The sequence below is a fragment of the Pedobacter sp. W3I1 genome, from assembly GCF_030816015.1.
GTDB lineage: Bacteria > Bacteroidota > Bacteroidia > Sphingobacteriales > Sphingobacteriaceae > Pedobacter.
The window spans coordinates 1,567,576-1,580,726 of record NZ_JAUSXN010000001.1; the positions used below are offsets into that span (position 1 = coordinate 1,567,576).

At 41.3% G+C, this 13,151-nt stretch carries 9 protein-coding genes; 6 read left to right on the forward strand and 3 right to left on the reverse strand.

The window, feature by feature from the left end; genetic code table 11:
• Window positions 1-116 precede the first annotated feature (116 nt).
• From QF042_RS06775 to QF042_RS06785, 3 genes are read left to right on the forward strand one after another with little or no spacing between them, the layout of a single operon-like run.
• Window positions 117-1,010 carry an SDR family oxidoreductase gene (locus QF042_RS06775; protein WP_307526575.1) on the forward strand — a complete coding sequence of 298 codons (894 nt, stop codon included), beginning with the start codon at window positions 117-119 and terminating at the stop codon, window positions 1,008-1,010.
• A gap of 52 nt (window positions 1,011-1,062) precedes the next feature.
• Window positions 1,063-1,266 (forward strand): hypothetical protein, encoded by a 204-nt coding sequence (locus tag QF042_RS06780; protein WP_307526577.1) that lies wholly within the window; start codon window positions 1,063-1,065, stop codon window positions 1,264-1,266.
• Between the two features lie 38 nt (window positions 1,267-1,304).
• Window positions 1,305-2,102, forward strand: a complete 798-nt coding sequence (locus QF042_RS06785) for an SDR family oxidoreductase (protein WP_307526579.1) — start codon at window positions 1,305-1,307, stop codon at window positions 2,100-2,102.
• 936 nt (window positions 2,103-3,038) lie between these two features.
• Here the strand turns inward: QF042_RS06785 and QF042_RS06790 are convergent.
• Both QF042_RS06790 and QF042_RS06795 read right to left on the reverse strand, forming a co-directional pair.
• Window positions 3,039-3,530, reverse strand: coding sequence for a DUF421 domain-containing protein (locus QF042_RS06790; RefSeq protein ID WP_307526581.1), 492 nt, complete (start codon window positions 3,528-3,530; stop codon window positions 3,039-3,041).
• A gap of 19 nt (window positions 3,531-3,549) precedes the next feature.
• Window positions 3,550-4,557: an SDR family oxidoreductase gene (locus tag QF042_RS06795; protein ID WP_307526583.1), complete on the reverse strand. Its 1,008-nt coding sequence runs from the start codon at window positions 4,555-4,557 to the stop codon at window positions 3,550-3,552.
• Between the two features lie 135 nt (window positions 4,558-4,692).
• Between QF042_RS06795 and treZ the strand changes: the two genes are divergently transcribed.
• Together treZ and treY are read left to right on the forward strand one after the other, a co-directional pair.
• The gene (treZ, locus tag QF042_RS06800) at window positions 4,693-6,552 is read left to right on the forward strand and encodes a malto-oligosyltrehalose trehalohydrolase (RefSeq protein ID WP_307526585.1); all 1,860 of its coding nucleotides are present in this window, start codon (window positions 4,693-4,695) and stop codon (window positions 6,550-6,552) included.
• Window positions 6,545-10,597 carry a malto-oligosyltrehalose synthase gene (treY, locus tag QF042_RS06805; protein WP_307526587.1) on the forward strand — a complete coding sequence of 1,351 codons (4,053 nt, stop codon included), beginning with the start codon at window positions 6,545-6,547 and terminating at the stop codon, window positions 10,595-10,597. The genes treZ and treY overlap by 8 nt, the downstream gene beginning before the upstream one ends.
• A gap of 680 nt (window positions 10,598-11,277) precedes the next feature.
• On the opposite strand, the gene QF042_RS06810 is transcribed toward treY, so the two are convergent.
• A complete protein-coding gene (locus tag QF042_RS06810; protein WP_307526590.1) occupies window positions 11,278-12,243 on the reverse strand; it encodes an SDR family oxidoreductase in 966 nt (321 codons plus the stop codon).
• Window positions 12,244-12,679: 436 nt separating this feature from the next.
• On the opposite strand from QF042_RS06810, the gene QF042_RS06815 reads away from it, so the two are divergent.
• A complete protein-coding gene (locus QF042_RS06815; RefSeq protein WP_307526592.1) occupies window positions 12,680-13,072 on the forward strand; it encodes a DUF4142 domain-containing protein in 393 nt (130 codons plus the stop codon).
• Window positions 13,073-13,151: the final 79 nt, after the last annotated feature.

Sequence of the window (13,151 nt, forward strand, 5' to 3'; positions counted from 1 at the left end):
AAATCAAACCGACAAAGGTTCTAGCTTGTTTGATAATGAAGAGAGGTTTTCCGGACAAAAGAAGTTCTGTCCGGGGATTAACTTATAGCGTATCATTTGTTCTTAAATTATTGGACATGGAAAATTATAATAACACTGAAGATCCGAAAGAAAAATATCCAAAACCTGCATTTCCAACCCAGGACCAAGATCCCCCTGGTACCGAATCTGAATTAATTCCGAAAGCAGATCATGGAGAACTATCGTATAAAGGCAGCGGAAAACTGGCTGGAAAGAAAGCTGTTATTACGGGCGGCGACTCTGGAATAGGACGTGCTGTAGCCATTGCTTTTGCAAGAGAGGGTGCAGATGTGCTGATCAGTTATTTAAATGAAACCGAAGATGATGATGCAAAGGAAACGGCCCATTGGGTAAACGAGGCAGGAAGAAAAGTAGTAACCCTGTCAGGAGACATCAGAAACCAGGAGCATTGTCAGAAAATTATCGATACAGCGGTTAGCGAACTAGGAGGCCTGGATATTCTGGTTAATAATGCTGCTTTCCAAATGGCCCGAAAAGGCCTGGATGATTTATCACCTGCTGAGTGGGAAAGGACCTTTGATACCAATATTACTGCAATGTTCTATTTATGCAAGGCCGCAGAGCCTCATCTCAAGCCTGGTAGCAGCATTATCAATACCACTTCGGTTAATGCCTACTCACCAAGCGAGCAGCTTTTGGCTTATGCCACAACCAAAGGCGCCATACAGAATTTTACAGCTAATCTGAGCCAGATATTATTGAAAAATGGTAAGGGGATCAGGGTAAACGCTGTAGCTCCGGGGCCAATATGGACACCACTGATTCCATCTACAATTCCAGATCATGAAGAATTCGGAAAGCAGTCGCCAATGGGCAGGCCGGGCCAACCCGTAGAGGTAGCCCCAGCATTTGTGTTCCTGGCCTCTGATGATGCAAGCTACGTTGCTGGCGCCACTATACCCGTTACCGGAGGGATGATTACAATCTAGTAAAACGGCGATTCATCCTACCTTTAAATATGATTTTAATAATCTTAAAACTATGGAAAATAAAAAAACAGACATCGAAACAGAGAATGAGGATAAAGTAGGGGTTATCCCGACCTCGCAGATAAAAGGAAGTGATGCTGACAGTGCTCATCAGGATGAAGATGCTGTTGAGGAATTGGCTAAACAGGCCTCAAAATCTGATTCGGATATTGATGAGCAAACTGGTAAAAGCAATACCGGCCAAACAGATTCTTAATTTTTATAATGGTTTGACTAACATTAAAAATACGTTTTATGGATAATAAAAGACATTTTGCCCTTATTACAGGGGCAAGCAGCGGCATTGGTTATGAACTTGCGAAGCTTTTTGCAAAAGATAACTTTAACCTGATTATTGTGGGCAGGGATGAGGCAAAGCTGAAACGGGCTGCAGTTGCGCTTGAAGCGCAGGGAGTTGAAGTAATAACAATTACTGCCGATCTTTTTGAGCCAGATGCAGCTTTTGATCTATATGAACAAATAAAAGCGCAAAACATACAGATAGATGTGCTGGTTAATGATGCGGGGCAAGGTGTTTACGGCAAATTTGTAGATACCGATCTTAATAAAGAACTCGATATTATCCAGCTTAACATTTCCTCTTTAGTAACCTTAACCAAGTTGTATGTACGCGAAATGGTAGCGCGGGGAAGCGGCAAGATATTAAATGTGGCTTCGGTTGCAGGAAAAGTGCCTGGGCCTTATCAGGCAGTTTACCATGGAACAAAAGCATTTGTGCACTCCTTTAGCGAAGCTGTCCGTGCCGAAATTAAAGATACACCTGTTAACATAACCTCTTTATTGCCAGGCCCTACAGATACCGACTTTTTCAGAAAAGCTGATATGCTGGATTCCAAGGTGGTGCAAGAGGGTGAACTGGCAGATCCAGCAGATGTAGCTAAAGATGGCTATGAAGCGATGATTGCAGGAAAGGATATGGTAATCTCTGGATTTAAGAACAAATTACAGGTAGCGATGGGAAATATAACACCTGATAGCATACTGGCAGAACAGACTGGTAAGATGCAGGAGCCGGTTGATGATAAATCATAAGCCTTGAGCCTTCTGATAATTTGGCTAAAAGCCAGGTAAATATTACCGAAAATACGACTTAAAAATAGTTCTGTAGATATTAAACGCATAGCCGTCACCCTGAATTCATTTCAGGGTCTATTCTGTGGGAAAGATGAGTTGTATCATAAAGGCGATTTCGCCTCAGATGATGTCATGTTGAGCTTCCCGAAGAATCCTATCGTGTGGACACATCTTTTTAAGAATGGTTTGGGCATCATGCTAGCTGGCTTTAATAAACCACAGTCTTTACCGAAGAACGCCGTCAATCCCAAGGGCCGGGAGAATCAAAAAAACAGGAGTAGTTCATTACAATTGGCACGAACAAACCTGAAACGTAGTGGTTTTGTGTTCGTAAGCACTGAATTAAAGCTCAAAAAAGCATTGAACACAAAACAAAGTGCCGCTGTTTTTTTGATGTGCGTGAGATGGTGTAAAGGGCCCATTGTTGGATTGACCAAGCGCTTTGGGTACTTTGGCGCTCCAAAATGCGCCAGCATTCTTGAGCACAGCTAAAAACAACGTTGACTGCGAAAAACTACCATGCCACCGCGGCATAGAGCGGAAAAAATCAACATTTGTGTCTAAAAATTAGTTTTTTAGAACCATGATCTTTTAATAGCAGGAAAGATGCTGAAATAAATTCAGCATGACGATCGCCTTAGAAAAAGAGATTACAAACACAAATCTAGGTTAACAAAGATGTGTCCACACGATAGGAAGAATCGGGACAAGTAATCGAAACACCTTAAAGTGTATTTAAAAGGCCCTTTGACTACGCTCAGGATGACAAATCTATATTTTAATACAACCTCATGACGACCGCGACAGGGGAAAGCAGCTAAAAATTGATCATTAATCCAAACTTCCAGATAGCTAAAACACCAAAAAATCTAATTGCTGACTTAAATTAAAAAATCAGGCATTAGGTTTCAGTATTATTGAAATCTTTCCATCACGCTCCATGAAAATTTTATCTACTTTTTCTAAATTTTCTGAATGAAGAATAGTTCTTATCTGTTGCATAATTTCTGCTTTGGATATTAATGCCCGCTTGAGTTTCACTTCCCTAAAATTTCCGTTTTCATACAGCAGAATTTTTTCGCCTTCCGCAAGTTTTCCGAATGTTGGATGGATACTGATGAGCCAACTCAATATACGGTGGATGACTACAATAACCAGACAGGTAACTACTACGGGTATAAAAGGGGAGGCGCCTACGGCGGCACGGCTTAAGATTGCGCCAAGCAGTATCACAATAATATTGTCCACAGGACTTTTCATGCCAAAAGACCTGCGGCCAGAAATCCTGATCAAAAGATAAGCTACTATAAAAACGAGTACGCCCCTTACTGCCATCTGCATTGCGGTTAAGTCGCTCTCCCGTCCGATCAGGTTATGAAAATTCATATCGCCTCTGCATCAATAGTTATGGTTGCCCGTTTCCACCAGCAGCACCGTATATCTGTCCGGTAGAAAAACTCGCATCATTTGCAGCAAGCTGAACATAAATCGATGCCAGTTCTGCAGGTTGGCCAGGTCTGCCCAATGCTGTGTCTTTACCGAATTCTTTAAGTTTCTCTGGGGTTGATCCACCTCCCATTTGTAATGGGGTCCAGATAGGGCCGGGTGCAACGCCATTTACCCGAATGCCTTTGGGACCAAGTTGTTTAGCCAGCGATTTTACAAAATTTGTGGTTGCGGCTTTCGTTTGTGCATAATCATAAAGATCAGGAGAAGGATCAGTTGCTTGTACCGAGGTGGTTCCGATAATAGACGATCCGGGTTTTAAATGTGGCAAGGCCGCTTTAATAATCCAGAACGGGGCATATATGTTTGTTTTTATGGTCCAGTCAAACTGATCGCTGGTTAAATCAGCAAGTGATGGCGTACTCTGTTGTCTTGCCGCATTACTCACCAGGATATCGAGGCCACCCAACTGGCTTACAGCAGTATCTACCAGTTTTTTGCAAAAGGCTTCATCTCTGATATCGCCAGGAATTGCGACAGCTTTTCGGCCAGCTTTTTTTATCAATTCAATTACTTCTTTAGCATCTGGTTCTTCCTGTGGAAGATAGCCGATGGCAACATCTGCGCCTTCCCTGGCATAGGCGATGGCTGCGGCTCTCCCCATGCCGGAATCACCACCCGTTATGAGTGCCTTTCTGCCCGCCAGTCTTCCCGAACCTTTATAACTGGTTTCGCCGTGATCGGGCCTTGGCACCATTTTACTGGCTAATGCCGGCCAAGGCTGATTCTGGTGGTTAAAAGGCGGTCGTGGATACTTAGTTGTAGGATCTTCAAGCGCAGCGAGGGGCCAATCATTGTTTTGGCTTAATGTTGCTGCAGTTAAAGTAGGTGAAATGGCTATGCCAGCCAGTCCGATTCCGAGACCTCCAATTGCCTCGCGTCGTGTAACATTTTTTTTCCTGTCCATAATGATGTCTTTAATAGGTATAGATATAACCAGATCAGGTTTTAGATGGTTTGGTTTTTTTGAACTTTAACGAATGAGTATGCCGTTTCCAAAACTTTTGGCCTGTTTTTTTTGTTTTTTTTCAAAAGAACTTCAATGGAAAAAGATATACGAAAGAGAAATATTGGGTTAAATTTTAATGAAGACGGGGAAGCTGAAATCAGGCTTTGGGCACCGCTGGCAGCGCAGGTTTTTATTTTAACAGGAGATCGCGAACTGACTTTAGAGCTGCTAAAGGAGGATTATGGTTATTGGGTTTTGCAAACAGACCAGATCAAAGCACTTGATAAATATAGTTTTAAAATCAATCCTTTAACAGGTGAAGAAACGCTCGATCGGGCAGATCCAGCTTCTTTATTTCAGGAAGCAGGACCTCATGGGCGCTCTACAGCATTTGATGTAAACGCTTTTCCCTGGACGGATGCTGATTGGAAAGGGGTAGGCCTAAACGATCTCATTATCTATGAGCTCCACACCGGAACCTTTACGCCAAATGGAGATTTTGCAGCCATAGAAACTAAACTCGATTATCTTGTTGAGCTTGGCATTACAGCCATAGAAATTATGCCGGTTGCACAATTTTCGGGCAACAGAAACTGGGGCTATGATGGCGTATTTCCCTTTGCAGTGCAAAATACTTATGGCGGACCATTGGCCTTACAACATTTGGTTAATGTCTGCCATGCTAAAGGTTTAGCAGTAATTTTAGACGTCGTTTATAACCATGTAGGGCCCGAAGGTAATTATTTTGCCGATTTTGGGAAATATTTTACCGATAAATACCATACCCCATGGGGAGAGGCCATTAATTTTGATGATGCAGGTTGTGATGCCGTGCGCGATTTCTTTATCCAAAATGCCTTAATGTGGTTCAGGGATTTTCATATCGACGCCCTTAGGTTGGATGCGGTACATGCAATTAAAGATTTTAGTCCTGTTCATATTCTGGCGGAGATTAAAACGCATACCGAAAAACTTTCTCAATTTACCGGCAGGGCATACCAATTGATTGTTGAACTTGATTTAAATGACGACCGTTATATCAGGTCTCAAAGCAAATATGGTTATGGAATGGATGCCCAGTGGGTCGATGAATTTCATCATGCACTTAGGGTTTGTACAGGGCAAACAAAAGAGGGATATTATTCAGATTTTAATGGCGTAGCAGATCTGGCCAAATCTTATCAGGATGCTTATGTCTACACCGGACAGTATTCCGCACATCGGCAGAAAAAGTTTGGAGTGCCTGTACAAGATGTTTCAGGTGCTAAATTTGTTGTTTTTTCACAAAACCACGATCAGGTGGGTAACCGTATGCTGGGCGAAAGAAGCAGTACCCTGGTTAGTTTTGAAATGTTAAAGGTAATGGCTGCAGCAGTTTTTTGCAGTCCGTTTTTACCCTTAATATTTATGGGAGAAGAATGGGCAGAAACCAATCCTTTCCAGTTTTTTGTAAGCCATAGCGATGAGGAACTTGTAGAAGCGGTAAGGAAAGGAAGGAAGGCAGAATTTGCTGCTTTCCATAATAATGGAGATACACCCGACCCCCAGGATGAATCTACTTTTAAACGGTCTAAGCTCGACTGGGAAAAAACCGGTGAATCGAAGCACGAAATCATGCTCAGTTATTATAAAACTTTAATTGCATTGCGGAAACAACATCCCGTGCTCGCTAACCTGGATCGAAAAAATGTGCATGCGGAAGCCTTTTCTGAAAAAAAATGCCTTGTATTAAAACGCTGGAGAGGCAGCGACGAAATCATTGTTTTGTTCAATTTTTCTACGCAAATGCAGATGTTATCTATTGATCAGGCATTTCAACATGCGTCGGTGCTGTTAGATTCTGCTTTGATAAAATGGAACGGCCCAAACTTACAATCAAACACTATATCTGCTGAAAGCCAGATTACTTTATTTCCCGAATCAACTCTTATTCTTTTTAAAACAAATGTATAAACCAACTTCCACCTATCGGATCCAGTTTCATAAAAATTTTAACCTTAAATCGCTGGATCATATCATTCCTTACCTAATAGAACTGGGGATTGGTACCTTATACGCTTCGCCGATTTTTGAGGCTGTGTCCGGGAGTACACACGGTTATGATGTGGTCAATCCCCTGAAGATCAATCCCGAGATCGGCACCGAAGCAGAATTGCTAAAGGTTTCTAAAAAGTTAAAAGCCGCTGGCATCAACTGGCTTCAGGATATCGTTCCAAACCATATGGCCTTCCATCCAGATAATACCTGGTTAATGGATGTACTACAAAAAGGAAAGGCCTCTGATTTTGCCCGTTTTTTTGACATTGATCTGCAAAAAGGCGATGGACGTTTGATGGTCCCTTTTTTAGGTGAGGGTCTTGAAGAAGCGATTGCCGAGCAGAAATTAAAGTTACTGGCGATTAAAGGCAAATACTACTTGAGTTACGGCGGTTCCAATTGGCCGGTTAATGCAGAAACCGCGAGTATGCTTTCGACACAGAACCTAAAAGAAATAAATAGCGATCCTACTGCTTTAACCAGGATTGTGCAAAATCAGCATTACCGCTTGTGCAACTGGCAGGAAACCGATTATAACATTAACTATCGCAGATTTTTTACCGTTAACGGCCTTATCTGCCTGAACATGCAGCATCAGGAAACCTTCGATCTTTATCACCGCTACATTTTTGAATTGCTTAATAAAGGCGTTTTCCAGGGCTTGCGAATCGATCATGTTGATGGCCTTTACGATCCTAAAGAATATTTACAACAGCTTCGAAAAGCGGTGGGCAAAGACATTTATATCGTTGTAGAAAAAATTCTTGAAAACGGTGAGGAGTTGCCCAAAAACTGGAAAGTGCAGGGCAGTACCGGTTACGATTTTTTGGCAATGGTAAACAATCTTTTTACCAACCAAGCGGCAGAAAAGCCTTTTAATAAGCTTTATCAGGAAGTAACAGGCAAAAAACTCGATCCAGCCAAGCTGATTTACGAAAAGAAAAGCAATATCTTGTTTGAACACATGCAGGGCGAACTGGATAATTTATTCGAACTGTTTTTGGCGCTTAAACTGGCTGATTTTTCTAACATTAACCAGGCCGATCTTAAAATGGCACTTGCCGAAATGCTCATTGCCATGCCAGTATACCGGTATTACAACTATCGTTTTCCGCTCGCAGAGGTTGAAGCGCTGAATATTCAAAATCTGCTTACACCCATTCTCCATGATAAAAAGCTGGCTAAAGCAGGAGAATTGTTGAATGAAATCTTTTTGGAAATCCCAAAAAAGGCAAATATTGCTTACAACAAAAAGCTGAGTAATTTTTTTCAGCGCTGTATGCAATTTACAGGGCCGCTAATGGCTAAAGGGGTAGAAGATACTGTCATGTTTACCTATAACCGCTTCATAGGCCATACAGAGGTAGGTGATGCGCCAGATGCTTTTGGAATGGCCTTGCATGAGTTTCACAATGAAATGTATCAACGCCAACAAAACTGGCCATTCAGTATAAACGGAAGCTCCACCCACGACACCAAAAAAGGAGAAGATGTGAGGGCAAGATTAAGCGTACTTAGCGATCTTCCGGAGGAGTGGTCTCAATTGGTGCAGCAGCTAAAAAAAACTTTCATAGCATTACAAAAACAAAGTGCATCTTTTAAACTATTACATGATAATGATGTTTATTTGCTCCTGCAGACCATTATTGGCGTTTTGCCCTTTCAGGAAGAAGATGGTCATGGAATCGAAAACCGTTTGGCACAGTTTATTGTAAAAGCGTTGAGGGAATCGAAAAAGCGATCAGACTGGGCAAATCCTGATGAAGATTATGAGGATAAATTCACTGAATTTTCGCAGACTATTTTAGCTGAAAAACAGGAGAGTTATAGCTTAATCAGAAATTTTTTAAAGCGAATCTCTGATTTTGCAGTCATCAATAGTTTAGGCCAGCTTACCCTGAAATTCACCTGTCCGGGCATTCCCGATATTTACCAGGGAACGGAATTGTGGGATTTAAGTCTAGTTGATCCCGATAACAGAAGGCCGGTTGATTATGACGAAAGGGCTGATCTGATCGCAGCATTTGATGTGCCTATTGATTTTAAAAGGCTCTGGGAAGAAAGATTTTCGGGAAAGATAAAAATGTGGCTCACTAAAACTCTATTAAAGATCAGAAAATCTGAGTCTGAAGTTTTTGAGCGTGGTGCGTACATTCCTCTGCAGGTACAGGGTAAGTATAGCCAACATATTTGTGCTTTTGCAAGGCAATATAAACAGCAATGGCTAATCACGGTGGTTCCTTTGGGTTTCGCTAAATGCTGTAAAAATCAAAATGTAGCGGCCGATAATTTTAATTGGGAAGATACCGAAGTGTTGTTGCCAAATGAAGCACCACTGAGCTGGCAAAACCTGCTGACCGGAAAAAAGGAGTATAAAGACCCCTTATGCGAAGGAATCCTGATCAGCCAATTGTTTAATCAGATTCAGTTAGCAGTGATTAAGTTAATCCCTAAAAACAATACACGTTCTGCAGGCGTACTCATGCATATCAGTGCTTTGCCATCCCGTTTTGGTATTGGCGACTTAGGCCCTGGTGCATATAAATTTGTAGATTTTCTTGCTGCATCCCGGCAGCGGTACTGGCAGGTTTTACCGCTTAATCCCACCAAAAAAGAGAATGGATATTCGCCTTATTCCAGCAGTTCTGCAATGGCCGGAAATATGATGCTAGTTAGTCCTGAAAGCTTATTTAACGAAGGGCTGCTGAGCGAAAGCGATCTTAATGCCTGTATGTTGCCCGAAACAGGACAGGTAGACTTTGGAAAAACAGAAGAAATGAAACAGCAGGTATTAAATAAAGCCTATCAGCTGTTTAAAAGCACAGACGATAAAAATCTGGTCAATGAATATAATTTGTTTTGCAAAACTGAACAAAGCTGGTTAGCTGATTTTTCAGTTTATACCCGTATAAAGCAATGTTATCAAGGCAAAGCATGGTTTAACTGGCCAGAAAAATTTAAGTTAAAAGATCCCCAAACCATCATTGATTTTGAAAAAAGCAATCAGGCCGAAATTGAAGAAATAAAATGGAATCAGTTTGTTTTTTATCGCCAGTGGTACAGGTTAAAAGAATATGCAAATACGAAAGGGATAGCCCTAATCGGCGATCTTCCATTTTACCTGGATTATGATTCAGTTGAAGTATGGGCGCAGCGCGAAAATTTTCTGCTGGATAAAAACGGAAACCGAACCGAGGTTGCTGCCGTTCCTCCTGATTATTTTAATGAAAAAGGACAACTCTGGGGCATGCCCATATATAACTGGGAAAAGATGAAAGCGGATGGTTTTAAATGGTGGGGAAACCGGTTGAAGAAAAGCCAACAAATCTATGACCTCATCCGTTTAGATCATTTTAGGGCCTTTTCTACTTATTGGCAGGTTGCTGCTGGTCATGACGATGCTGTTGAGGGTACATGGCAGATTGGTGCTGGCGCCACATTTTTTAAATCGATGAAGCGTAAATTGGGGAAACTTCCCTTTATTGCCGAAGATCTGGGTGAAATTACAGCGGACGTAGAGCAGTTGAGAAAACAGTTTCGATTGCCAGGGATGAAAGTCCTGCAGTTTGCTTTTGGCGAAGATTTGGCCGGATCGGTGCATATCCCACATCAATTCGACTCACCAAATTTTATTGTTTACACGGGAACGCATGATAACAATACAAGCCTGGGCTGGTTTAAAAATGAAACAGATGCAAACCTTAAAAAGCGGCTTTCAAAGTATGTATGTGCTGAGGTTAATGAAAGTAACATCAATACCATCCTGATCAGACTTTGTTATGCTTCCATTGCTAAAGTTGCAATTATCCCCATGCAGGATATTCTGCGCTTGGATGAAACTGCCCGAATGAATATACCCGGCAATGCAACAGGGAATTGGGCATGGAGGGCCAATAAAGAATTTATAGATGAGAAAACAATAAACTGGCTGAAAGCAGAAACCGAACTCTACGGGCGCTAAAAATTTCGGAAAAGTTAGAGCCTGTTTAAATTTGATACAATTATTTTACTTATCTAACATTTTTGTCACCCTGAGGGGCAATTTATTGTATAAAAATCAATATAAATGGCGTTTAAATTTTAGGCGGTATATAATTCCCCTCTTTTAGAGGGGTGTCCGCAGGACGGGGTGTTTTATTTGTCCTAGCCGGACAGGCTTCTTTCTTTTTGGTGTCAAAAAGACCAGCGTAGCTAGCTTGAACCCAATTGAAAATATAAACACATGTGAAAAAACAAAAACCGAGGCTCCGCCGAGTTCATTAATACAAATGAAAACAATAAAAAACCATTAATAAACACCGGCTGAAAATTTATTCATTTGTATTATAGTTTTCAGCTGCATTCATGAGGGCTTCGCCGTTTTCTTTTGAAGCTAGTGGGTTGGCTTGAGCAGTGCGGCCCGAAAAATTTGTTAGGCCGTATTTAAGTAGAACGGGGATACGGTGCTACGGCCTAGTTGGGTGGAAATACAAAATCGGAATAATAGCTCATATTTAGATGATTATAAAATAACGTCAATGGTAGCGGAGTCGATTGCTTTTAATATATCGAAAAACGGGTTTTCGACTACGCTCAGACTGACATACTAATAATTTATAATAAAATTAAACAGGCTCTTAATTTCCCGCTGGGCAAGCGTTATCACTTTTTAGTGAGCAAAAACGCAGTACCGAAAAAGAGCAGCACAGCACCTGCTAAATATTTACGGTGTGCCTTAGGCTTTCCGGCTATTCCCCAGCCGCCATATATGGCATTGCCAAAAGGAAGCGGGGAAAAGATATTACCGTTTGTTTTTTCGATACCTGGCGCATGCTTTAAATAACTACTGATTACTTTTCCTGCTATTCCCCTTGTAAGTGCCGGAAAAATGGCATAAGAGAGCCGGAGCAGTATAGAAGTACTTCCGATCATCGTTTGTGATTTTGGCGTTTTAGAAAGTTTGAGTATACTTAATGCAACACGCATCGGATCATAAACAGGTGGTGCAGGTTTTAAACTTTTTCCGGTATAATTTGCTGCATGTTGTATGCCCGGAGTATCTAAAAATGCAGGGAAAGCATCACAAATATAAATGTTAGGGAACTTAGATAGTTCCGCTTTAAGGGCTGCACTGAAACCCCTTAAACCAAATTTGCTTGCAGAATAGGCAACACCATAAGGTACAGGAAGAAAACCGCCGATAGAGATGTTGTTAATGATGATGCCGGATCCCTGTTTTTTAAAATAAGGAAGTACCGCATGTGCGCCATTCATATAACCAAGCAGGTTGGTGCGTAAAACCTGTTCCGAAACTTCCATCGGTGTGGTATCAAATTCGCCGATGGCAAGCACCCCTGCATTGTTTATCCAAATATCAATACCCGACCCAAAATCATCAGCCGAAGCGGCCAGATTGATTACCGATTTATAATCAGATACATCTGCTTCTACAGCCATTACTTCAGCACCTAATAACTCACATTCCTTAGCTAGTAATCCGAGTTCGTCTTTATTACGGGAGGAGATGACCAACCGATCTCCGTTTTGAGCAAATACTGCTGCAATTGCCCTTCCTGCGCCACTGGAAGCACCAGTAATGACAACTGTTCTTTTTTCTTTCATCATCATTATACAACCTGTTTATAACAATAAATGTTTTCTAGCTCATTCTCCGTCACCAATTTAAGTACGGTGCCTGGCTAATTTATTAAGCCGGGATTGAATGTTTCTTAAAAATTTAAAATTGACTAAACCATAGCTGATTTTGTATTGTTGATTCTTAATCACCATAGGTTATTTATGAAAATTTTAAAATACTTTTTTATTCTGCTTCTTCTTATTCACTGTTCTTAACAGTAAACGAGCAATCAGATGATAAAAAGGCTTTTCCAATAAAACAAAGAACATGAACATTCAACGTGCTTTTCATAGCAATACTTTTTTTTCGCCACACTTCAAACCAATATTGTATAGCCTGGTTTGTTGCTGGTTGCTGTGTACATCCTGCCATAAGGAAGATACCAGGGCATATATCGTCACATCCGAAGCTTTTTATGAGATGGCTATGCCGGAGCAGAATTATCAGCAGCTTCTGAATGAGGAACTTTCCAAAGTTAGTGCTGATCCGCGTTTTCCTTTACTTGCAAAAAAAAGAATAGAGCAGTCAAAAAAATACATTTCGGAGCTGAACTCGCTGTTAGGAATAATTGGGTCTGATTCTTCCATGGTTATCAGTGATGAAAACCGGCAAAGGCTTGTTGAGTTAAAAAAACTGACAGGAGATGGCTTTATAAAGGAGCTGGTTAGGCTAACTGTTGAATCGGATCAGCAACTTATCGGGCTTCATGTAAAGGCGATTTCTTCTGAAGGGGCAAAAGATCCTGCATTAAGAGCATGGGCCCAGGAAAAACTTCCAATGCTCACCGAGAACCTTACAGAGAGCCAGACGCTCAAATAGAATGGGTAAGGTGCCCCCGAATTGTGATGGGCAACAGGGCAGAGATTTATCAAAATTGAATTTATGACCAACTCTTTTA

What these genes read in the sequence shown, in the direction of transcription:
- QF042_RS06775 (WP_307526575.1), top strand. Translation starts at nt 117, where the DNA reads ATGGAAAATTATAATAACACTGAAGATCCGAAAGAAAAATATCCAAAA.
- QF042_RS06780 (WP_307526577.1), top strand. Translation starts at nt 1,063, where the DNA reads ATGGAAAATAAAAAAACAGACATCGAAACAGAGAATGAGGATAAAGTA.
- QF042_RS06785 (WP_307526579.1), top strand. Translation starts at nt 1,305, where the DNA reads ATGGATAATAAAAGACATTTTGCCCTTATTACAGGGGCAAGCAGCGGC.
- QF042_RS06790 (WP_307526581.1), bottom strand. Translation starts at nt 3,530, where the DNA reads ATGAATTTTCATAACCTGATCGGACGGGAGAGCGACTTAACCGCAATG.
- QF042_RS06795 (WP_307526583.1), bottom strand. Translation starts at nt 4,557, where the DNA reads ATGGACAGGAAAAAAAATGTTACACGACGCGAGGCAATTGGAGGTCTC.
- treZ (WP_307526585.1), top strand. Translation starts at nt 4,693, where the DNA reads ATGGAAAAAGATATACGAAAGAGAAATATTGGGTTAAATTTTAATGAA.
- treY (WP_307526587.1), top strand. Translation starts at nt 6,545, where the DNA reads ATGTATAAACCAACTTCCACCTATCGGATCCAGTTTCATAAAAATTTT.
- QF042_RS06810 (WP_307526590.1), bottom strand. Translation starts at nt 12,243, where the DNA reads ATGATGATGAAAGAAAAAAGAACAGTTGTCATTACTGGTGCTTCCAGT.
- QF042_RS06815 (WP_307526592.1), top strand. Translation starts at nt 12,680, where the DNA reads ATGCCGGAGCAGAATTATCAGCAGCTTCTGAATGAGGAACTTTCCAAA.